The sequence below is a fragment of the Geovibrio sp. ADMFC3 genome, assembly GCF_054687035.1.
On the sequence record NZ_BAAFZG010000002.1, the window covers coordinates 417,659 to 438,498 of the forward strand.

Below are 20,840 nucleotides of genomic sequence, written 5' to 3' on the forward strand. Positions count from 1 at the left end.
TGATTTAAGTTTAATCAGCCAGCATACGGAGCTTGCCGGCGCATTCTTTTGATATCTCGTATATTTCTATGCCCGTCCAATGTGCATCAAACCAGACTGCACGCCCTTTCATAATACCGACAAAAAGAGTATCGTTGTACGTTGGGTTCTCTCCGGCATCATTTACACCGAGGCTTTTCACTTTATCATAGGTACCTATTTCAAAAGTATCTGAACCACGGAGTTTTCCATTGTCTTTGACACGCAACCCTTTTTCGGAGATGTCAAAAACCTTGAAAGGCTCAAAAAGCTCTCCCTTCCCTTCTTTTCTTATAAAAAATTCAGTACGGATCTGCGTTCTCTCATTGTTACGCTTCTCCTTGTTGTATAAATCCATTATCCACACACCGGAAAAAATAATTATTTCTAAATATTACACTTAAAATAACCTTGATTCAAGCAGTCCCTTGATAAATAAACTTATATTTTCAATTAAGCTGAACATCCAACGTTGTGACATATGGACAAACCTGATTAAGATTTAACCAGTAATGTATAAAATGAATAAAAATTAAGCATAACCATTGATAAGTAAAGATTATCCCAACAATTCGATTTTTAGGAAAGTGTTGACACATAAAGGCGCAATCAGTTATTCTTACCATATATAAGGGTGCGGAAATCAGCGCTCCATTCCTTTCGGAGACACTTTTCTGCGTGGTCTTACCTTTTTCAAGTATATTCTACAGTTTGTAATTCCCTGCATCGGGTTACAGCGCAGCTAAACATTGCGTCTTCCGGTTCAGGGTTAAATAAAGGAGGAAAGCATGAGGAAACTTACAGTTCTTATTGCGGCTCTTTTCATGGTCGCAGCAGCAGTTCCCGTTTCTTTCGCCAAAACCACTTTCGTTACGATTGGTACAGGCGGAGTTACAGGGGTTTACTACCCCACAGGCGGCGCAATCAGCCGTATGGTTAACGCAAAATCAAAGGAATACGGAATCAAAGCTACAGTTGAATCCACAGGCGGTTCTGTTTACAACGTAAACGCAGTTCTCGCCGGAGACCTTGAATTTGGCGTGGCCCAGTCAGACATCCAATACAAAGCTTACTACGGTAAAGACGAGTGGAAAGACAAAGGACCGCAGAAAAAACTTAGGTCTGTTTTTTCTGTTCATCCCGAAACAATTACCCTCATTGCCACTGAAGCAAGCGGCATCAAGGACATCATGACTCTTAAAGGCAACAGAGTTAACCTCGGCAACCCCGGTTCCGGTCAGCTTCAGAACTCAAAAGATCTTTTCGAGGCTTTCGGAATTAATGAAAGTGACCTCAAGGCAGAATACATAAAAGCTGTCGAAGCCCCCGGACTTCTTCAGGATGAAAGGCTTGACGCCTTCTTCTACACAGTGGGACACCCCAACGGAAATATTAAGGAAGCCACTTCAGGCAGAATTAAAGTTGCTATAGTACCCATCTCCGGCGAACCTGTTGATAAACTCATAGCAAAATACCCATACTACGCTAAATCAAGAATCGCCATAAAAGACTACCCCACAGCTGTAAATAAGGAAGATGTTGAAAGCGTTGGTGTTAAGGCAACTATCGTAACATCCTCCGATGTTGACGCTAAAGTTGTTTACGCCATTACGAAAGAAGTTTTTGACAACTTTGAAGAATTCAAAAAGATCCACCCGGCATTTGCAAATCTTGAAAGAGAGGATCTGCTTATGGGTCTTTCAGCTCCGATACACCCCGGCGCACTTAAATACTACAAAGAGGCTGGACTTGATAAGTTCATAGACAAGTCTCTTATCCAGTAATCATAATATTTTCAAAGGGAATCCGCCATAAAGGCGGGTTTCCTTTTTATTCAAGGGGTTTCTATGAGCAGAAAAATAAAATCGGCAGAAGAACTTCTGCGGGAAGAAACAGGTGAGATAAGACACCTGCGTAAATTTGAGCGAATTCTTATAGGCGTCATTGCTGTGGCGTGGGCACTCTTCCAGCTTTCTCTTGCCAGCTGGCTGATTCTTGACAGCACAAAAACAAGGGCGATTCACCTTGCTTTTGCTGTTGTTCTTCTTTTTCTCAACATACCAATAATCAAAAAGCCTAAAGGATGGCTTAAAAAAATAGTTGCTCTTAACAAGATAAGTATTGTGGACTACCTTCTGGCAATTGCCGGAGCTGTTTCTGCGCTTTATATAATGCTTGCGTGGGAAGGGCTGGCAACCCGTCAGGGAGCCCCCATAACCATAGATATAATTGCCGGGCTTGCTATTCTTGTTCTTCTCTTGGAAGCCACAAGACGCTCAATAGGACCGGCACTTTCTATTATTGCCCTTGTTTTCACCGCATATGCCTTCTTCGGACCATACATGCCCGATGTACTGGCATTCAAAGGTGTTTCTCTTAATAAATATCTCAACCAGATATCTCTTTCCACTGAAGGGATCTATGGAATACCCCTCGGTGTTTCCGCATCAATTGTTTATCTTTTTGTTCTTCTTGGAGCAATGCTTGATAAAGCCGGAGCAGGAAGATTCTTCATTGACCTTGCCCTGTCTCTTCTCGGCAGGTTTAAGGGAGGTCCGGCAAAGGCCGCAATAGTTGCGAGCGGGCTTACAGGTCTGGTCTCCGGTTCAAGTATAGCAAACGTTGTAACCACAGGAACTTTTACGATCCCGCTGATGAAAAAGGTCGGCTATCCCGCAAAGAAAGCGGCTGCCGTGGAAGTTGCCGCCAGTACGGACGGGCAGATAATGCCCCCTATAATGGGTGCAGCGGCATTCATCATAGCCGAATACGTAAATGTACCTTACCTTGAAGTGGTTAAGGCTGCTGCAATTCCTGCTTTTGTTTCATATACAGCTTTGTTTTACGTTGTTCATATTGAAGCAAGCAAACTCGGAATGAAAGGACTCCCGAAGGAAGAAACACCACGTTTCTTCGCCACTCTCAAAGGCGGTATTCACTACCTCCTGCCCATAGCAATGCTTGTTTATGAGCTTGTTGTTCTCCGCCATTCACCCGAAAAAGCTGCATTCAATGCAATACTCGTTCTCATAGCAATAATTCTTATAAGCTGCATAAGAAGTGGTCTGAAAGATAAATCTATGGGATTCGCCAAAGGTCTTTTTGAAGGTCTCGTTGTAATGTGTCAGGGCTTTATAGCCGGCAGCCGAAACATGGTCGCAGTCGCCCTTGCCACTGCTTCTGCCGGAATTATCGTAGGCGTGGTAAACATGGGAATAGGCGGCATGATCACGATGATTGTTGAGCAGCTTTCAGGAGGAAGCATATTCCTGCTGCTGTTTATCACTGCTGTCGCAAGTCTTCTCCTGGGGATGGGACTGCCCACAACAGCCACATATATCGTTATGGCGTCCCTTACTGCTCCTATAATAGTGGAAGTCGGCGGATTATACGGATTTATAGTTCCGCTCATGGCAGCGCATCTCTTCTGCTTCTACTTCGGAATTCTGGCGGATGATACGCCTCCGGTGGGTCTTGCTGCTTATGCAGCTTCAGCAATAGCAGATTCCGATCCCATCCCTACAGGTCTGCAAAGCTTCTCATATGACATGAGGACGGCGATAATACCGTTCTTTTTCATATTCAATACAGATCTTATACTGCACAATATTTTCAGCTGGACACAGGGGCTTCTTGTGTTTGTTATGGCGTGCCTCGGTGCTTTCTCATTTGCAAGTGCCATTCAGGGGTGGTATATAACAAAAAACAAGTGGTATGAAATACCCTTTTTCCTGTTTGCAACACTTGTGCTTTTTCATCCGGGTTCCATAAATAAATACCTTAATATACCTGACAGCAACAGGTATCTGGTTTATCTTATAGGTCTCGGAGTGCTGGGGCTTCTGTTCCTTGAACAGAAATTCAGAGCAAAAAGACAAACAGCATAAAAAAACATACAGGCGGGGCAGAAACCCCGCCTTACTTTTTTAAGGTGAACCGCATGAGACGAAATCTTCCCATTAATAAAATAATCAGCAGCATGCCCGTTTCAGCCACCCTTGGCATAAATGAACGCAGCAACGCAATGATAAAAGCGGGCAAAAAAGTTTATAAGTTCGGACTTGGGCAGTCCCCCTTCCCTGTTCCGGAGCATGTGGTAGAAGCTCTTAAAGCAAACTCTTATCAAAAAGATTACCTTCCTGTGAGGGGACTTAAAGAATTAAGAGACACTGTTGCTGTTTATTATGAAAAAACACAGGGATTAAACTTCACCGGAGACGACATAATTATCGGTCCCGGCTCGAAGGAACTCATGTTTATCCTTCAGACAGTTTATGAAGCTGACCTCCTTCTCCCCTCCCCAAGCTGGGTTTCATATGCTCCACAGGCTGCAATAACAGGCAAAAAAGTAATCTGGCTTAATACTGAGAGGGACAATAAATGGCTTCTAACTCCAGACACATTAGAGGCTGAATGCTCAAAAGACCCTGATAGAGCCCGTGTTCTGCTGCTTAATTATCCTAACAACCCCACAGGATACTCATACAGCGCATGTGAGCTGAAAGCTTTGGCTGAAACAGCCCGCAAATACGGCGCATTAATACTTTCTGATGAAATTTACGGAGAGGTACACCATGATGGCGACCATGTTTCCATAGCGAAATTTTATCCGGAAGGGACAATAGTTTCAGGCGGTCTCAGTAAATGGTGCGGTGCAGGAGGATGGAGACTCGGAACTTTTGCTGTTCCGTCTAATCTTCGTAAAATACTTGATGCCATGGCAGTTGTTGCCAGCGAAACTTTCACCTCTGTCAGTGCGCCTGTGCAGTATGCGGCAGTAACGGCATTCAGACAGGATAAAAAAACAGACGACTACCTTCTTCACTCCAGAAAGGTGTTGAAAGCTCTCGGGACATACTGTGCGGATACACTTATAAGTGCAGGAGCAAAACTTGAAAGACCGGACGGGGGCTTTTATCTTTTCCCTGATTTTTCACCTATGTCTGACAAGCTTCATAAAAATGGAATAACAACATCAACTGAAATGTGCGAGAAACTCCTTGAGGAAACAGGTGTTGCAGCCCTTGCGGGAAGCTGCTTCGGGCGTCCGGCGAATGAATTTACACTGAGGCTTTCCTATGTTGACTTTGACGGCGGGCTTGCCATTAGCGAATCAGCAAAATTGGGTGCAGATGCGGAACTTGGCACTGATTTCCTGAAAAAAACATGCGGTGCTTCCGTAGAAGCCATCGATCGCATGGCCGAATGGTTTCAGAAATAGATACCCCCGGGTAAACCCGGGGTTCTATGCTTTCGCCATGCTATCGCATGTTTTTTACAGCTCAATCTTGAGCTGTCCTGAATCCTGTTGCCCTTGCATTTCGACGTAATTTTTAATTACGTCTTCATTCAAACCAATACTGCTAACGAAGTAGCCTGGCGACCACACTATATTTTCATTCCAGTATACTTTTTCTAACCAATCAAAAAATTTTCGCATACGGGAAGCCAATTGGCTTTTTAATCTACCCATAACATCTGAAATACTATATTTGGGAGGAATAATTATAACCATATGCAAATGATCTAAGTCAAAGCCAATGGCTTCTATTTCAACGCCAGGCATACTTCTCAATAAACTGGGCAACGTTTTACGAATATAAGAACAGACACCAGGCTTCAGGATCTTTCGACGGTATTTACAAACCCAAACTACATGATATTTCAAGTAATAAGCACTGTGAGAGGTCTTAATGATTTCCATAGAAAAGTATACCGTCGAAAGGCTCATTCATCCACGCTTAAAAGCGTGGTGTTCTGTCTTCGACCGCATAGATACCCCCGGGTAAACCCGGGGTTCTATGCTTTCGCCATGCTATCGCATGTTTTTTACAGCTCAATCTTGAGCTGTCCTGAATCCTGTTGCCCTTGCATTTCGACGTAATTTTTAATTACGTCTTCATTCAAACCAATACTGCTAACGAAGTAGCCTGGCGACCACACTATATTTTCATTCCAGTATACTTTTTCTAACCAATCAAAAAATTTTCGCATACGGGAAGCCAATTGGCTTTTTAATCTACCCATAACATCTGAAATACTATATTTGGAAGGAATAATTATAACCATATGCAAATGATCTAAGTCAAAGCCAATGGCTTCTATTTCAACGCCAGGCATACTTCTCAATAAACTGGGCAACGTTTTACGAATATAAGAACAGACACCAGGCTTCAGGATCTTTCGACGGTATTTACAAACCCAAACTACATGATATTTCAAGTAATAAGCACTGTGAGAGGTCTTAATGATTTCCATAGAAAAGTATACCGTCGAAAGGCTCATTCATCCACGCTTAAAAGCGTGGTGTTCTGTCTTCGACCGCATAAAAAAAGCGGGGTTATGCGCCCCGCCTTAGTCTTTATTTTGTGAGCCCTACGCATTCATACCGAGTAACATGGACGCTCACAGGGCAGTTGCGGATCATTTTTTCCGCTGTTGTTCCATAAAGAAACCTTTTTACACCCCTTTTACCGTGAGAACCCAAAACCAGCAGATCATAGTTTTTGTTTTCTATTTCAAGAAGCCCTTCTTCATATGGAACTCCTCTTCTGACAAGTGATTCCCAAGCTATTTCCTTAAGCAGCGGAACATCCGCCTCAAGTTTGTTAAATGCAGCTTCGGTTTCTTCTACTATCTTTTTATTTATAGAATCCAGTTCTCTTTCAAATACATAGAGGTCAAAGTGCGCTTCATCATGCGCCACATGAAGGACAGAGAGTTCAGCCTTGAACTTCTGCGCCAGTGTAGCTGCTGTTTCGACTGCTATGTTTGAGTCCTTTGAAAAGTCTGTCATAACGAGTATTTTTTTGTAATCCATAATAAACCTCTCCCGTAAGCCTTAATCTTTGCCGAAAAGCTTCTGTATTATGCTCTGATACCGTTTTTCTATGGCATGTCTTTTCTTTTTGAGAGTATTAGTGAGATCCTTACCAGGCTCAAAGTCATTTTCCATAAAATGAATATTATGAACCTTTTCATGAGGCTTAAAGCCTTTTTTGGCGTTAAGCAGCTTATTTATCTCACGTTTTGCCTGATCAATAACCCTGCTGTCTTTGAGCATATCCTCCACATCGTGAACCATATTCTCAATCTTAGGCAGAAAGGTTTCCTTCAGTTTATCCAAATCAGGGACAATAAGAGCGCCCAGCCCCTTTTTATCCTGCCCTACAAGAACAGCGTCCTTAACAAAAGGCAGTTTTGTAATCGTGGACTCTATACGGCTGGGATCAATGTTTTCACCGTTTGCCAGCACTATAATTTCCTTTATTCGTCCGGTGATCACAAGCTCTCCGGTGAGGGTAAGCTTTCCGAGGTCGCCTGTCTTCAGATAACCGTCGGGGGTGAAGGTTTTTTCATTTTCGGTATCGTTATCGTAGTAACCGGGCATTACCTGCCTGCCCTTAACCTGAATTTCGCCTTCAGTTCCGGCGGGCAGAGGGTTATTGTCCTCATCGGCTATCCGAAGCCTTGTGTTCCCCACAGCAGGTCCCAGTGTGCCGAAGACCTCGCAATTTAGTGCCCTTCCTGCAATCGCCGGAGCGCATTCAGTCATTCCGTAAGCATTAATAATCCTGATCCCCAAAGCGTCAATCCACTCATCAAGATACTGAGGCAGACTTCCGCCTCCGCTTATGGCAAGTCTCATTCTGCCGCCGAACTTCGCCTGAACAGCCTTAAGTTTTTTGACAGCGAGCAGATTCAGAGGATAAAGCAGAGAACAGGCTGCAAAAGCTTTGAAATCTCCTGCAAGTTTTTTGAACACGGGCTCTTTCTCAAAAACCGGAAGATGCCCTTTAAGGCGGCGTTTATTTCGTTTGTATGCTGCTGATACAGCAACCAATACGTTAAATATTCTGTGTTTTGATTTACCCTGTTTTTCAAGAGCTGCGTTCACTTTGGTGTACATAGACTCCCATAAGCGGGGAACAGTTGCAACAATTGTCGGCTTATAATGCTCTAAATCTGCGGAAAAGGTTTTTATAGAGGAGTAGATTGTACAACACCCGCTCATAAGCGCCGCATATTCCGCCGCACGCTCGAATATATGCCATGTGGGCAGGATTGAAAGCCACGTATCATCATCCCGAAGTGCTATGAGCCATGGAATAACCTCAAGGTTGTACATTATGTTGTCATGGGTAAGCATAACACCTTTGGGAACGCCAGTAGTGCCTGATGTATATATAAGAGTAAAAACATCTTCCTTAAAAAGCTTGTGTTTTCTTGAGCGAAACCTTGAAATATCCTCATCGGATATGGTTCTGTCCGTGAGCAGCTCATTGTATGTATAAACACGGGAAAACATTTTATGCCTGTTCTCCCCTTCCATGATAAATATGCCTTTTACCTTGTCCAGTCCTTCAACAAAAGCTTTATGTTCATCATAGAGTTTTTCGGTTTCAAAGATTATGAACTCACAGCCGGAATGCTCCATGATAAAAGAAAGTTCCTGCTCAGGGCACTCACTCCCTCTGGGTACGCTTATGGCACCGAGAGACACAAGGGCAAGATCTGTGACAATCCATGCGTATCTGTTGTCTGACAGAAGAAGAACACGGGTATCTTTAACGATTTTTTTATCAGAAAAAGCTCTGGACAGAAGAAGAACATCTTCAAAAAGTTTCTCATATGTAACTTCATGTTCATCTTCGGTCGATCTGTATATGAATGCTGTATTTTTTTTATATTTGTCTACTGACTGTAAAAATGAGTGAAAAAGGGTTTCAGGGTTCTTGTTTTTTTTGTTCATCACCATTATCCCGACCGGTTATTAAAGAAAAGATTATAAAGCAATTACGGAATGGAAAAAAGCATTATTTTACATGAGGGGACTCAATATAAGCATGTTGAAAGAGAGGAAAAAAGGTGCGGAGAGATCCCCGCACCAGTATGATTTTTTTTGTTTTCTTAAAAGGATTGAACTTCTTTTACTTCAGGAATCTGGTCTTTCAGCCTGCCTTCAACTGCATGTTTCAGTGTCATAGTGCTGAAAGGGCAGCTTCCGCATGCGCCGGTAAGCTGTACTTTAACTATCCCGTCTTCTGTAACACCGAGAAGTTCAATGTCTCCTCCGTCTGCCTGAAGTGCGGGTCTTACCTGCTCAAGGACTGCTTCAACTCTTTCTTTTAAGCTCATTAATTTCCTCCGGTTGCGGCACTTTTTATTTCTTCTTTCATTTTCTGAACAATAGCAGGATCTTCGCCTTTTCTGATATAGAAGTCCTTAAGGGCTTCTTCAATAGCTTCCTCCGCCATTACGGAGCAGTGAATCTTCGCAGGGGGAAGACCGCCGAGAGCGTCAACAATCGCCTGATTTGTAAGAGCGAGTATCTCTTCCACTCTTTTACCTTTTATAAGCTCAGTAGCCATTGAGCTGGAAGCGATAGCCGCTCCGCAGCCGAATGTTTTAAATTTAACGTCTTTAACTATTCCTGCATCGTCTATGTCGAGGAAAATCTTCATAACATCGCCGCAGGCGGGGTTTCCCACTTCTCCGACAGCGTTAGCACCGTCTATTTCCCCCATATTGCGGGGATTCATAAAGTGGTCCATAACTTTTTCGCTGTATGGTCCTTTTGCCATTGTAACCTCCTAGTTTCCTCTGTTGTAAGCGGGAGACATTTCGCAAAGTCTTGTAACGATACCGGGCAGTTCCTCAAGCACTTTGTCCACATCCTCGTCAGTTGTATAACGAGAAAGTGAGAAAGTAATTGATCCTGCGCAAACATCGTCGGGAACTCCCACCGCCGTGAGAACGGGAGAAGCCTGAAGGTCTTCCTCGTCTTCGGCAAGGATGTTTGACGAGCATGCAGAGCCGCTCGCAGCATATATTCCTTTCAGAGCAAGCCACATAAGCAGCGACTCACCCTCTATGAACTCTATCCAGAAACTTACGTGTCCGGGAAGCCGGCGATCAGGATGCCCCGTAAAATGCAAAAAGTCAAACATATTTGCAAGCCCATCCCAGAGCCGTTTGCCGAGCCTTTCCATCTCTGCGGAGTATATGTGCATTTCCTCTTTGGCTATTTTAGCCGCTTCGCCCATGCCCACAATAGCCGCAACATTTTCAGATCCGCTTCTGTAGCCGAACTCCTGATGTCCGCCCTGCATAAGAGAGGCAACTTTCGTTCCTTTTCTTATGTAAAGAGCAGCCGCACCTCGGGGTCCGTAAAAATTCTGTGACGCAAGGGAAAGAAGATCGCAGTTAAATTTGTTTACGTCGATCTCTATGTGCCCTGCTCCGTCAACAGCGTCTATATGATAAAGAACGCCTTTTTCCTTACAAATCCTGCCTATTTCCTCATTATATTGAACAGTGCCTATTTCTGGGTTGCCAAGCATCACTGAAACAAGTGCGGTGTCAGGTCTGATCGCCTTTTTGAGATCTTCAAGGTTAATAAGACCATTGTCCGCCACTCTGAGCTTGGTTATTTCGTAACCATCATTCATAAAGGATATAAGCGGGTTCTGCACTGAAAAATGCTCAATTTCGCTTATGATAACGTGTTTCTTTTTGCAGTCATGATGCTTAAGCACTCCTTTTACCGCAAGGTTGTTTGACTCCGTACCGCAGGAGGTGAAAATCACTTCCTCTTCCTCCGCCCCTATAAGCGCCGCAACATTCTTCCTTGCTTCCTGTACGGCTTCAAATGATTCTCTGCCGAGGGGATAGAAATGTGCGCTGGGGTTACCGTAATGCTCCGTAATGAACGGAAGCATTTTATCAACCACTCTGCTGTCGGGCTTAGTTCCCGCAACATTGTCTAAAAAAGCCATTCTATTCTCCTGTCAGTTCTTTCAGATACCTGATTATCTGCTCTGTCAGAACTTTTATATAATCGCCCGTGAAACTTACCATGTTTCCGGACGGATGCTTTATAACTCCGATGCCGCCTTGCTCCATCGCTTCTTCCAGATTAAATGAAGCATATTCATAAAAAATTCCGTCCTCATCACCTGTAAACTCTGTTCCGTCTTCCATGAAAAAATCCGCAAGAAAAACGGTGGACACGGGGATGATTCTGAAATTTAGGGACATTCCCGTAACTTCTTCAAGCCTTTTTTTGTAACCGCTCATTATGTTTGAGCTGTCGTCCGCGCCAAGAAGAACATTAAAGGCGATTCTTTCCTCAAAAACCTTTGACCTGTCCCGCCCAAAGGAGAAAAGGTTTCTTGTCTGGCTTATGAGGTCATCTATTGCGTTTTTACCAAAAAGAGCTGCCGGCATCATAAGACTGCCCCGCACCTTTGTTTTATCGCCTTTAAAATGCTCTGTTATGTATTCAACAGGCTCTTTGACCTCGTAAAGATCATCATAGCCGCTGAATATTCCCGTGCAGTCTATAAGGGAGGCATCCAGCTTTCTGATGTTTTCCGCATATACACCCGGATCACCCAGAACAATGGCAATCTCCTCATCGCCGGTATCTTTAATATTCTTTGCCTCGTAAGCGGGTTTTTCCGCAGCTATTGCGGGAAGGAAATCCTCCGAGGAGTAGATGTTTACATCAAGAAGAGGCAGTTCCTCTTCTATTCTGCCCAGAAGTTCGCTGAGCAAAAGGGAATCGTTAGCATATACGGCAGCTTTCATGCCTTTCATATTATTCGCACCATTAATGTCTCTTTTAGGATAAGTTTGCAGGCTCTAAATTGCAAGGTTTAATTCTGCTTCTGATAAATAAGCTTGCCCGATGCATCGTAGGAAAATTTCAGGTTTTTAACCGGTTTGCGGTATTCACCAAAGCCTCTGTAGCGTGTGTTTTTGTCATGCACCTCAGCGGCAGCGGCATTTCCGAGATTCAGCACAAAATAGTCCTTAAACTCAACAGTCCTTTCTATACCTTTTTCTGCTATGAAATCATAGACAGTTCCGTTATCAATTTCAATGTTCACCCAGCAGACATCATTAAAGCTCAGCACTGCTGCCCTCATACCGGGCGCAGGAGCAGGAACACTTACGGGGAGCGGCTTCGGCTGTGCTTCGGCGGTTTTAACCTCTTCGGTATTTCCGGCGGGCTTGCTTTCTGTTTGCGCCTCAGGGCTTTCAACAACAGCAGGAGCCTCTGCCGTGGAGTTATCCACAGGCTCAGCCTGCGGGATCACGCTGTTCGGTTCGGAATCACCTTGTGCGGGAGCAGGTTCGGCTATGCTGATTTTTGTCTCTTTCTTCTCAAGGGCGTTGTTGTTCTTCATGGACATAAAGAAGTAAACACCTGCTATAACAAGTATCAGAACAATAATAAGAGCTGCAACAAAACCCACAGGACTTTTTCTGTCTATGGGCTCATGGGTTACAGGAGATGCCACGTAGTGAATCTCACGGTTAAAGGATTCTTTGGTACACTCCTCATCAAAAAGAGCGTCCACCTGCTCCGGTTCAAGCTTGAGAAAATTAGCATAGGTTTTCACAAAGTTTCTGGCATGCACATAGCTGGGAAGCTTGCTGAATTCGCCGGCTTCAAGGCGCAGGAGTATCTCCTCGCTTATTCTGGTCTTGTCGGTAATTGTGTCGAAATCTATGTGTTTTTTTATTCTTTCTGTTTTGAGAAATTCACCGAGTTTACTCATTTAACAACCCCAATCTTTTCATTAGTTCGCCTGCCCTTTTCCCCTGCGGAGCATCGGGAAAGTTTTCAAGCAGTTTTTCAAGGAAGGGAACGGCTTTGGAATACTCTCTGCTGTCAAAGTAAAACTCAGCCGCTCTCAGATAATTATCAGGATCTTCGGGAATCATCTCCGCCTCTTTCAGCAGAGTCTGTTCAGCTTTTGCCCTGTCACCTGTTTTTATGTAAGATTTAAAAAGAAGCCTGTAGGCGTCAGTGTATCTTCTGTTGATGTTTAAAGCTTTGTCCAGATAATAAGGAACACGGCTGTATCTGCCGGCATCGTAAAGAGCGTTTGCAGCATTGTAGAGAGCCATGATCTGATAGGGATAGCCGGGATCGTTTATAACCTTGTCCCAGTATTCCACCGCTTCATTAAGCCTGCCCGTTCCGGCAAGAACAGCAGCATATGCGTTCAGATACTCAGAGCTGTCAGGTTTTATCTGGATAGCTTTTTTGATGTACGGTTCAGCTTCGGAATAGCGTTCCTTCTTCATGAAGAAAAGCCCCATTGTATAGAGGTATTTGTCATTATCGGGTGCGAGTTCGAGAGCGCTTTGGAGTTCCTGAAAAGCCTTGTAGTCTGTATTGGTGTTAAGATACGCAACACCCATTTTATAACGTGATTCAGCGAGAGCCGCCTTATCCGGTGCGGGAGTTTCAGGTCCTTTGGCTGCGCATCCTGCTATTACCAATGCTATAAGCAGACTAAAGGTTTTTTTCATAAATAAGCCTCAGTCCCGTTAGAGTCAGGTCGGGGTCGTAGTGTCCGATATATTTGGAGTCTCTGGCGAATACGCTGCCTAGTCCGCCTGTTGCTACGACAGCAATATCGCAGCGCCCGAATTCCTCGGTCATAATCCTTTCCAGCAGACCGTCAAGCATAGACAGGTAGCCGTAATATATCCCCGACTGTAGTGAATGTATAGTGTTTTTTCCGACAACTCTTTCCACTTTTTCTATTTCAATTTCAGGAAGTTTCGCTGTTTTTGAATGCAGTATTCCGGCAGAGAGCTTAACACCCGGGCAAATTACTCCGCCGGTGTACTCCCCTTTTGCATTAACCACGTCGAACGTGGTAGCAGTGCCGAAGTCAACCACTATAACAGGTGCGCCGAATTTCTCTCTGCCTGCGACAGAGTTTACTATCCTGTCCGCCCCAACCTCTTTAGGATTCTCATAGCGGATGGGCATTCCGGTTTTCACCCCGGGCGCAATAACCATAGGCTGTTCAATATTCATATATTTAGTAGCGAGCTTTGTGAACGAATATATAAGCTGCGGAACAACGCTTGAAATTATAACCCCTTTTATATCGGTGATTTCAACGCCTTTGTTCTTAAGCAGAAGCATAATAGTGGAGGCATATTCATCCGTTGTGCGCTGTGTGTCTGTGTGGAGACGGAAACTGCATTTAATTTTATCCCCCTCAAAAATCCCCAGAACTATATTTGTGTTGCCAATATCAACCGCTAAAATCATATCCAATATCACCGGTAACTATTTCTGTTTTCACCCCTCTTTCATCCTCTGCGATGAGAAAGCCCGAAGGGGTGATACCTTTCTCCGTAAAAACGGTTTTGACACCATTCTTGTGCAGGGCTATCTTTTTGTCAAGGGAAGCCGAATATTTTTTCCATTCCTCAACAATATTTATCCTGCCTTTAAAAAACAGATCCGAAAACGATTCAAATCCGTTCATGAGGCGTGCCAGTATCTCTTCTCTGGAAAATGTCCGTCCTGTTTCAGTCTTGAGAGAAGCGGCAATTTCATTAATTTCGGGCGGAAACTCAGTCATATTCACATTAATCCCTATTCCCAGAATTACTTTATCCATCACCGAGCCGCTGATTGCTGTTTCAAATAATATTCCGCCGAGCTTTTTGCCGCCTGCCATTATGTCATTAGGCCATTTCAGGTTTACATCAGCATATTCCCGCAGAACGTCACAGACAGCAAAGCCGATGGCTATATTAAAAGCGAGAAGATCTTCAATTTTCATAGGGGGAAGATTTACGGAGAAATAAAGATTGACTCCGCTTTCGGAAACCCATCTCCTGCCGCTGCGCCCCCTGCCTGCTGTCTGGCTTTCAGCAGACGCAACTGTATAATAAGGGGTCTCGCTGTCTAAAAGGCGTGCTGTCGTGGAGTCTGTCTCATCGAAAACAAGTATATTCCTGCCGAAATTCTCTGTGGCAAGAAATTCACGGTAGAGCTTTTCATCAAACATACGCAAGCTTCTGCGAACACTCCATAAGTTCTTCAACATCGGTGGATTTCAGAATAACTTCCACATGTTTCAGATCAGCGGTATCAAAAATCATGTCAGGATTTGCCGTGTAAATAATCACGGGAATATCCGGTGACTGAGCTTTAAGATGCTCCAGCACTTCTTTACCGTTTATTTTAGGAAGGTTGAGATCCAGAATAACCAGATCAACATTCTCCTCATTAAAGCTTACCAGCCCCTCTTCGCCGTCACATGCGGTAACAACATTGAAGTTTCTGTCAGAAAACTCATCTCTTAAGAGAAGCCTTAAGCTCTCATCATCATCGATTACTAATACGGTTTTCAAGCGTTCCTCCTGCTTGGGCTCCCGGATTGCGGGAGATTTCAGAACCTTTTGTATATTTCCTTGCTTATAAAAAAGTCAGCAATCTTCATGTCCAGTGCGCCTTTTTCAGCGTCTTTTTTGACTTCTTTTGCTGCCTCATCGGGCATCATGGACTGTCCATACGGACGGGAATCTGAAGTATAGCGGTCATAACTTTCTGCGACCGCCATTATTTTTGAGAAAACATGCAGATCGTCTCCCGTTGTACCGAAAGGATATCCGCTGCCGTCAGTTTTTTCATGGTGGCTTGCCGCTATAATCGGGACATCCCTGAGTTCGGATGTCCACGGAATATTCCGAAGGAATTCATATGTGCCGAGGGCGTGAAACTGCATGCTTTTAATCTCTTCATCAGTATAAATTCCCTCACGTATGCTGAGAAGACGGTATTCCTCATCGGTAAGAAGATTTACCTCCTCGCCGTCTGAGTCTTCAAACACATATCCGGCACACTTTTCCAGATCTTCAGATATTTTATCATTAATATCCGAAATGTTTGCGTTTTTTATGACTTCAAGAAGCCTGTTCAGCTCACAAACAAGCTCTTCCGGTCTGCCTTTGAGCCTTGCACAAGCTTTAGCAAGTCTGAATCTGTTTTCTATATTTTCAGTCATGCCGGGGTAAAGTTTTTCCGTTTTAGTTAATATTTTTTCCGGCACAAATAACTTACCTATGTCGTGCAGGCGGCATGAATAGCGAAGGATCTTATCTTTCAGCCTGTTCATGAAAAAATCAGGGAAATCATCCAGATCCCTGTGCATCTCCGAAGCCAGCGTTTCACATATTGCGGTAATTCTGTTTACATGCCCCGTACGTGCAGGCTCTCTGTTTTCAAGAGCCTTTGAAAGCTCCGTTATAAAACTCTCATTCATTTTTTCGAGATTATCGTAAAGTACACCATTTTCAAGGGCAAGGCTTATAACCCCTGTCAAAGACTCGGCAACCATCTCATCATTATCATTAAACGGCAGAACGATCCTGTTGACATTTTCAAGGGTTAGGGGAACTTCGTATCTCTTTTTATTTATTATCTGAAGAACACCCGTAAGCTGGTCGTTTAGATCCGTAATAGGAAACGCCAGAACCGATTTTGTCCTGTAGCCGGACATCTTGTCAAAGCTGACATTGAACCCGAACGGGTATTCGTCATCAAGGTGATAGACATCTTTCAGGCGCAGTGTATTGCCTGTTTTTGCAACGTATCCGGCTATGCTGTTATCGTTTGCAGGTATGGTAAATTCCTTGAACGGGAGCTGAACAGAATCATTCTGCGTATATTTGAAGATAAGCTCATCCCTCTCCTCATCATATATAAATATACTCCCTGCGTCTGCACCGAGCATCCCTCGTATTCTTTTGAGAATAGTTTCCAGAAGAACATCCAGATCCCTTATTCTTACAAGTGTATATGCCAGTTCAAGGAAACTCTCGCCCGTAATTTTCAAATCCGACTCCGTTTCAGAATCATTCATGCCTGTGCAATTATAACAATAATCAGCAGCATGGAAAACAGAAGTTATAATAAAAAAACATGCTTTATGCCAGATTTAATAACGGAAAGAACAGCCGTCCAACACTTTTTACCCTTGCGGACAATGTGGTATGTATGATAACTTTTTGCGGATCAGGCGGAACATCCGTTTCCGTCTTTTTTATAGTCCGGAGGAGTCAGAAGATGAAGTACAGTCCCGTAGAAATTGAACATAAATGGCAGAAAAAATGGGAAGATGACAAGCTTTTCAAGGTAGAAGCTGACAGCTCCAGAGAAAAATTTTACTGTCTAGAAATGTTCCCTTACCCTTCGGGCAAAATACACATGGGGCATGTGCGAAACTATGCCATAGGCGATGTTATATCCCGTTTCAAGTTTATGAAAGGGTTCAACGTTATTCACCCTATGGGATGGGATGCCTTCGGGATGCCCGCTGAAAATGCGGCAATTGAACACAAAACACACCCAGCAATATGGACAAAAAGCAATATCGAATACATGAAAAAACAGCTTAAGCAGCTTGGTCTCTCATACGACTGGGATAGGGAGATAGCCACCTGCGACCCCGAATATTACAAATGGGAACAGCTTCTTGTTATCAAAATGTTTGAGAAAGGGCTTGTTTATAAAAGAACCTCACACCTTAACTGGTGCGAAGCATGCCAGACTGTTCTCGCAAATGAGCAGGTTGAGGACGGAAAGTGCTGGCGCTGTGACGGCGAAGTGAGAATTAAGGAGCTTGACGGCTGGTATTTTAAAATCACCGATTATGCTGAAGAACTCCTCTCATGTACCGAAAAAATGGACGGCTGGCCAAAAAAAGTTCTCACAATGCAGCAGAATTGGATAGGCAAGTCCTTTGGCGCTGAAATAGATTTTAATATTGAAAACACCGATGAAAAAATAACCGTATTCACTACAAGGGCAGACACGCTTTTCGGAGCCACTTTTATGTCTGTGGCGCCTGAACATCCGGTTGCCAAGAAACTCCTCTCCGGAACAGAGCAGGAAAAGGAAGGACTTGACTTCATTGAAGGAATTCTCAAGGAAGATAAAATAAACCGTATGGCAGATGATAAGGAGAAGAAAGGCTTCTTCACCGGAAAATATGTCATAAATCCCCTCAACGGACGCAGGATGCCTGTTTTCATAGCCAACTTTGTCCTCATGGACTATGGAACAGGTGCAGTTATGGCTGTTCCCGCCCACGATCAGAGGGACTTTGAATTCGCAAAAAAATATAACCTTGATATTAAAATAGCCATAATGCCTGAGGATCAGGAGCTTGTTCCCGCTGAAATGACTGAGGCATACTCCGGCGCAGGCAGACTTGTTGATGCCGCTCAATTTGAAAGCATGCCCAATGAGGAAGCAAAAATTGCGGTAGTTGAGTTTCTCGCAGGAAAAGGCATAGCAAAAAGCACTGTAAATTTCCGTCTGCGTGACTGGCAGATATCCCGCCAGAGATACTGGGGAGCACCGATTCCTTTTATAAACTGCCCGAAATGCGGCACAGTTCCCGTACCGGAAGACCAGCTCCCTGTCAGGCTGCCGGAAGATGTTGAGCTCTCCGGCACAGGCGGAAGCCCGCTGAGAAAATCAGCAGCTTTCCTTAACACCACATGCCCCAAGTGCGGCGGCGCTGCGGAAAGAGAAACCGACACCATGGACACATTCGTGGAATCATCATGGTATTTCCTCCGTTACTGCTCACCCAAGTGCGATACAGCACCATTTAAAACCGATGAGGCAAACTACTGGATGCCCGTTGACCAATATATCGGAGGAATAGAACACGCAATACTCCACCTTCTCTACTCAAGGTTTTTTACCAAGGTTCTGCGTGACCTCGGTTACATAAACTTTGACGAACCTTTTAACAGACTGCTTACGCAGGGAATGGTCTGCAAAGAGACATACAGGTGCGAGGAACACGGCTGGCTCTTCCCCGAAGAGGCCGAAGGCGGAAAATGCACCAAATGCGGCAAAGAAGTTACAGTCGGCCGTGTAGAAAAGATGAGCAAATCCAAAAAAAATGTAGTAGACCCCAACAAGCTTATTCAGCTCTACGGTGCTGATACTGCAAGGCTGTTCATTATTTTCGCTGCACCCCCTGAAAATGAACTTGAGTGGAGCGATCAGGGTGTTGAAGGCTCTTTCAGGTTCCTCGGCAGGGTCTGGAGGCTTGTTAAAAACAACATCGGACTCATTCAGCAGAACTTCGGCACAGGCGGAGATGAGGCATTCATCAAAGAAATGCTTTATCACACCCATTCAACGATCAAAAAAGTTACAAACGATATAGATAAATATCACCTTAACACGGCTGTTGCCGCCCTGATGGAGTTTGTAAACTACCTTTATAAAGCGGAAACAAAACTCAAGGCAGATGGGGAAAAACTGGTTTTCAAAGAAGCTCTTACGGCTCTTTTAAAACTTCTTAACCCCTTCACCCCTCATATAACAGAGGAACTTTGGGAAGAAGCGGAAATGAAGGAAATACTTTCCAGAAGCGACTGGCCTTCATATGTTGAAGAATATACAAAGACAGACGAAGTAACAGTTGTGGTACAGATAAATGGTAAGGTACGCTCACAGCTCTCCCTTCCCCGTGACTGTGCGCAGGAAGACGCCTTTTCAGCAGCTTTCCTTGATGAAAAAATCAAAGGCTATACAGACGGGAAAGAGGTGGTCAAAAAGATATTTGTTCCCAACAAACTGATAAACATAGTGGTGAAATAAATGCTTAAAAGCTTAAAGGGCGGCGTATCCGCCCTTATCCTCATTCTTGTTATGATAAACGGCTGCGGATATAAAATGGCAGGTATGGAAGAAAGAGCAAACTATACGCTCACCATCGCCAGCGTGTATAACCAGTCATCTGAGCCTGATATGGAAAGGGAGATTGAGGATGTTGCCGTAAACTTCTTCAGCGCAAGAGGCGCGCTGGGAGATAACGGAAAAAGCAGATACATAGCAGATCTCCGCCTTAAAGACCTTTCTTTTGAATCAAGAATCGTTACCAGAACAGGTCAGACAGGAACCTCGTCCGTTTCATGCGAACTGGAAGTAACAATACATGATCGTACAGGAAAAGAAGTTTTCACAGGAACTTTCAACAGCAGAACAGTTTACGACCTCACAAGCGATCTGGGTAAAAACAAGCGGAATAGAACTGATGCAGTAAATTACGTCATCAGGCAGTCCTTAACGGATTTTTACCATGACTTCAGACCATGATTCCAAGCTGATAATTCTCGGTACGGCAGGTTTTATTGACGCCGAGACAGAAAAAATCCGCGCATCTCTGGACGATCCTGAAGACACAGTATGGTTCGGGGATGAGATGGATTTATCCGATTTTTTCAGCTTTGTTTCCTCTCCATCTCTTTTTAACCCTATAAAACTTGCCATTGTTCATAACGCAGATAAGATCAAAGAGCTTGAGGCGTTTATGAATCAGGCACACAGATGCCCGGAGGCAGCGATAGTTCTCACTGCTGCTGCGGATGCTGAAAAAAAACTCGGCGCATTTCAAGGGTTCAGACTGACGGTAGAAAAGAAAAAAAGCCGCCGTGACAGTGTTATGGAAGTGAAAAATGAGTTTGAAAAGCATGAGCTTCCCTGCGATTACGGTGCGGCGGATGAGATCTATGATATTTTCGGCGGAGACATCAAGCAGATACGAAGCGAAATAGACAAGCTATCAATTTATTACGCACATAAAAAACCTTCATCGCCGGACGAAGTGCTTAAGCTGATAACCGCTGAAAAGCAGGAAAACATATTCGCATTCATAGACAGCTTCGCCTCCAGAGACCGTAAATCCTGTGTGCGGATACTGGACAGCCTTATAAAAGGCGGAGAGGCTGTCACAATTATCTTTGTTCTCCTTGCCCGCAGAATGAAACAGATCTATTTACAGAAGAAAGTTCCCTCTGCTCTGCAGGAAAGGATGTTCATACTCAACAAAATTAAGTCCGATGCAGCAAAATGGAAGCCGTCAGAGCTTGCCGTCCTTGCGGGGCAGTTTGCCGAGCTTGACTATAAAATCAAAACCGGACAGATACGTGACACAGATGCTGTGTACACACTGATCGGTCATATGTAA

Annotated in this window: 21 protein-coding genes; 6 read left to right on the plus strand and 15 right to left on the minus strand. The window is 44.1% G+C overall.

The annotated features are described in order from the left end of the window. Positions 1 to 10: 10 nt before the first annotated feature. On the minus strand, positions 11 to 376 hold the full coding sequence (locus ACYRYY_RS02225) for a hypothetical protein (RefSeq protein ID WP_460213864.1): 366 nt from the start codon (positions 374 to 376) through the stop codon (positions 11 to 13). A gap of 430 nt (positions 377 to 806) precedes the next feature. Here ACYRYY_RS02225 and ACYRYY_RS02230 point away from each other — a divergent pair, with 430 nt between their 5' ends. The 3 genes from ACYRYY_RS02230 (at position 807) to ACYRYY_RS02240 (ending at position 5,239) form a co-directional block, all read left to right on the plus strand. After that, positions 807 to 1,802, plus strand: coding sequence for a TAXI family TRAP transporter solute-binding subunit (locus ACYRYY_RS02230; protein WP_460213865.1), 996 nt, complete (start codon positions 807 to 809; stop codon positions 1,800 to 1,802). Positions 1,803 to 1,865: 63 nt separating this feature from the next. After that, a complete protein-coding gene (locus ACYRYY_RS02235; protein ID WP_460213866.1) occupies positions 1,866 to 3,905 on the plus strand; it encodes a TRAP transporter permease in 2,040 nt (679 codons plus the stop codon). Between the two features lie 53 nt (positions 3,906 to 3,958). Next, a complete protein-coding gene (locus ACYRYY_RS02240; RefSeq protein ID WP_460213867.1) occupies positions 3,959 to 5,239 on the plus strand; it encodes a pyridoxal phosphate-dependent aminotransferase in 1,281 nt (426 codons plus the stop codon). A 54-nt stretch (positions 5,240 to 5,293) separates the two neighbouring features. Here ACYRYY_RS02240 and tnpA (ACYRYY_RS02245) read toward each other — a convergent pair whose 3' ends face one another. From tnpA (ACYRYY_RS02245) to ACYRYY_RS02310, 14 genes are all read right to left on the minus strand, one after another. Continuing rightward, on the minus strand, positions 5,294 to 5,749 hold the full coding sequence (gene tnpA / locus ACYRYY_RS02245; RefSeq protein ID WP_460213868.1) for an IS200/IS605 family transposase: 456 nt from the start codon (positions 5,747 to 5,749) through the stop codon (positions 5,294 to 5,296). A gap of 98 nt (positions 5,750 to 5,847) precedes the next feature. Continuing rightward, positions 5,848 to 6,303: an IS200/IS605 family transposase gene (tnpA, locus tag ACYRYY_RS02250; protein ID WP_460213869.1), complete on the minus strand. Its 456-nt coding sequence runs from the start codon at positions 6,301 to 6,303 to the stop codon at positions 5,848 to 5,850. A gap of 76 nt (positions 6,304 to 6,379) precedes the next feature. After that, entirely contained in the window at positions 6,380 to 6,838 is a 459-nt protein-coding gene (locus ACYRYY_RS02255; protein ID WP_460213870.1) for a universal stress protein, read from the minus strand. A gap of 21 nt (positions 6,839 to 6,859) precedes the next feature. Further along, a complete protein-coding gene (locus ACYRYY_RS02260; RefSeq protein WP_460213871.1) occupies positions 6,860 to 8,770 on the minus strand; it encodes an AMP-dependent synthetase/ligase in 1,911 nt (636 codons plus the stop codon). A 158-nt stretch (positions 8,771 to 8,928) separates the two neighbouring features. Further along, positions 8,929 to 9,156 carry a NifU family protein gene (locus tag ACYRYY_RS02265; protein WP_206617513.1) on the minus strand — a complete coding sequence of 76 codons (228 nt, stop codon included), beginning with the start codon at positions 9,154 to 9,156 and terminating at the stop codon, positions 8,929 to 8,931. Then, the gene (gene nifU / locus ACYRYY_RS02270; protein WP_460213872.1) at positions 9,156 to 9,602 is read right to left on the minus strand and encodes a Fe-S cluster assembly scaffold protein NifU; all 447 of its coding nucleotides are present in this window, start codon (positions 9,600 to 9,602) and stop codon (positions 9,156 to 9,158) included. Before nifU ends, ACYRYY_RS02265 begins: the two co-directional genes overlap by 1 nt. A gap of 9 nt (positions 9,603 to 9,611) precedes the next feature. Continuing rightward, positions 9,612 to 10,796, minus strand: coding sequence for a cysteine desulfurase family protein (locus tag ACYRYY_RS02275; protein WP_460213873.1), 1,185 nt, complete (start codon positions 10,794 to 10,796; stop codon positions 9,612 to 9,614). A gap of 1 nt (position 10,797) precedes the next feature. Further along, on the minus strand, positions 10,798 to 11,619 hold the full coding sequence (locus ACYRYY_RS02280) for a hypothetical protein (RefSeq protein ID WP_460213874.1): 822 nt from the start codon (positions 11,617 to 11,619) through the stop codon (positions 10,798 to 10,800). 59 nt (positions 11,620 to 11,678) lie between these two features. After that, positions 11,679 to 12,587, minus strand: coding sequence for a helix-turn-helix domain-containing protein (locus tag ACYRYY_RS02285; protein WP_460213875.1), 909 nt, complete (start codon positions 12,585 to 12,587; stop codon positions 11,679 to 11,681). Next, positions 12,580 to 13,347: a tetratricopeptide repeat protein gene (locus tag ACYRYY_RS02290; protein ID WP_460213876.1), complete on the minus strand. Its 768-nt coding sequence runs from the start codon at positions 13,345 to 13,347 to the stop codon at positions 12,580 to 12,582. Before ACYRYY_RS02290 ends, ACYRYY_RS02285 begins: the two co-directional genes overlap by 8 nt. After that, positions 13,331 to 14,104, minus strand: a complete 774-nt coding sequence (locus ACYRYY_RS02295) for a type III pantothenate kinase (protein WP_460213877.1) — start codon at positions 14,102 to 14,104, stop codon at positions 13,331 to 13,333. The genes ACYRYY_RS02290 and ACYRYY_RS02295 overlap by 17 nt, the downstream gene beginning before the upstream one ends. Then, on the minus strand, positions 14,088 to 14,852 hold the full coding sequence (locus ACYRYY_RS02300) for a biotin--[acetyl-CoA-carboxylase] ligase (protein WP_460213878.1): 765 nt from the start codon (positions 14,850 to 14,852) through the stop codon (positions 14,088 to 14,090). The genes ACYRYY_RS02295 and ACYRYY_RS02300 overlap by 17 nt, the downstream gene beginning before the upstream one ends. Beyond that, on the minus strand, positions 14,845 to 15,198 hold the full coding sequence (locus tag ACYRYY_RS02305) for a response regulator (RefSeq protein ID WP_460213879.1): 354 nt from the start codon (positions 15,196 to 15,198) through the stop codon (positions 14,845 to 14,847). The genes ACYRYY_RS02300 and ACYRYY_RS02305 overlap by 8 nt, the downstream gene beginning before the upstream one ends. A 38-nt stretch (positions 15,199 to 15,236) precedes the next feature. Then, the gene (locus ACYRYY_RS02310; RefSeq protein WP_460213880.1) at positions 15,237 to 16,682 is read right to left on the minus strand and encodes a GAF and HD-GYP domain-containing protein; all 1,446 of its coding nucleotides are present in this window, start codon (positions 16,680 to 16,682) and stop codon (positions 15,237 to 15,239) included. Between the two features lie 230 nt (positions 16,683 to 16,912). On the opposite strand from ACYRYY_RS02310, the gene leuS reads away from it, so the two are divergent. The 3 genes from leuS to holA are packed head-to-tail and all read left to right on the plus strand — an operon-like array spanning position 16,913 to position 20,840. After that, a complete protein-coding gene (leuS, locus tag ACYRYY_RS02315; RefSeq protein WP_460213881.1) occupies positions 16,913 to 19,471 on the plus strand; it encodes a leucine--tRNA ligase in 2,559 nt (852 codons plus the stop codon). Next, positions 19,472 to 19,969, plus strand: coding sequence for a hypothetical protein (locus tag ACYRYY_RS02320; protein WP_460213882.1), 498 nt, complete (start codon positions 19,472 to 19,474; stop codon positions 19,967 to 19,969). It begins immediately after the preceding gene. Continuing rightward, the gene (holA, locus tag ACYRYY_RS02325) at positions 19,953 to 20,840 is read left to right on the plus strand and encodes a DNA polymerase III subunit delta (protein ID WP_460213883.1); all 888 of its coding nucleotides are present in this window, start codon (positions 19,953 to 19,955) and stop codon (positions 20,838 to 20,840) included. The genes ACYRYY_RS02320 and holA overlap by 17 nt, the downstream gene beginning before the upstream one ends.

What these genes read in the sequence shown, in the direction of transcription:
- ACYRYY_RS02320 (WP_460213882.1), top strand. Translation starts at nt 19,472, where the DNA reads ATGCTTAAAAGCTTAAAGGGCGGCGTATCCGCCCTTATCCTCATTCTT.
- ACYRYY_RS02225 (WP_460213864.1), bottom strand. Translation starts at nt 376, where the DNA reads ATGGATTTATACAACAAGGAGAAGCGTAACAATGAGAGAACGCAGATC.
- nifU (WP_460213872.1), bottom strand. Translation starts at nt 9,602, where the DNA reads ATGGCAAAAGGACCATACAGCGAAAAAGTTATGGACCACTTTATGAAT.
- ACYRYY_RS02280 (WP_460213874.1), bottom strand. Translation starts at nt 11,619, where the DNA reads ATGAAAGGCATGAAAGCTGCCGTATATGCTAACGATTCCCTTTTGCTC.
- ACYRYY_RS02240 (WP_460213867.1), top strand. Translation starts at nt 3,959, where the DNA reads ATGAGACGAAATCTTCCCATTAATAAAATAATCAGCAGCATGCCCGTT.
- ACYRYY_RS02255 (WP_460213870.1), bottom strand. Translation starts at nt 6,838, where the DNA reads ATGGATTACAAAAAAATACTCGTTATGACAGACTTTTCAAAGGACTCA.
- ACYRYY_RS02265 (WP_206617513.1), bottom strand. Translation starts at nt 9,156, where the DNA reads ATGAGCTTAAAAGAAAGAGTTGAAGCAGTCCTTGAGCAGGTAAGACCC.
- ACYRYY_RS02295 (WP_460213877.1), bottom strand. Translation starts at nt 14,104, where the DNA reads ATGATTTTAGCGGTTGATATTGGCAACACAAATATAGTTCTGGGGATT.
- ACYRYY_RS02275 (WP_460213873.1), bottom strand. Translation starts at nt 10,796, where the DNA reads ATGGCTTTTTTAGACAATGTTGCGGGAACTAAGCCCGACAGCAGAGTG.
- ACYRYY_RS02285 (WP_460213875.1), bottom strand. Translation starts at nt 12,587, where the DNA reads ATGAGTAAACTCGGTGAATTTCTCAAAACAGAAAGAATAAAAAAACAC.
- ACYRYY_RS02290 (WP_460213876.1), bottom strand. Translation starts at nt 13,347, where the DNA reads ATGAAAAAAACCTTTAGTCTGCTTATAGCATTGGTAATAGCAGGATGC.
- ACYRYY_RS02260 (WP_460213871.1), bottom strand. Translation starts at nt 8,770, where the DNA reads ATGAACAAAAAAAACAAGAACCCTGAAACCCTTTTTCACTCATTTTTA.
- holA (WP_460213883.1), top strand. Translation starts at nt 19,953, where the DNA reads ATGACTTCAGACCATGATTCCAAGCTGATAATTCTCGGTACGGCAGGT.
- tnpA (WP_460213869.1), bottom strand. Translation starts at nt 6,303, where the DNA reads ATGAGCCTTTCGACGGTATACTTTTCTATGGAAATCATTAAGACCTCT.
- tnpA (WP_460213868.1), bottom strand. Translation starts at nt 5,749, where the DNA reads ATGAGCCTTTCGACGGTATACTTTTCTATGGAAATCATTAAGACCTCT.
- ACYRYY_RS02235 (WP_460213866.1), top strand. Translation starts at nt 1,866, where the DNA reads ATGAGCAGAAAAATAAAATCGGCAGAAGAACTTCTGCGGGAAGAAACA.
- ACYRYY_RS02230 (WP_460213865.1), top strand. Translation starts at nt 807, where the DNA reads ATGAGGAAACTTACAGTTCTTATTGCGGCTCTTTTCATGGTCGCAGCA.
- leuS (WP_460213881.1), top strand. Translation starts at nt 16,913, where the DNA reads ATGAAGTACAGTCCCGTAGAAATTGAACATAAATGGCAGAAAAAATGG.
- ACYRYY_RS02300 (WP_460213878.1), bottom strand. Translation starts at nt 14,852, where the DNA reads ATGTTTGATGAAAAGCTCTACCGTGAATTTCTTGCCACAGAGAATTTC.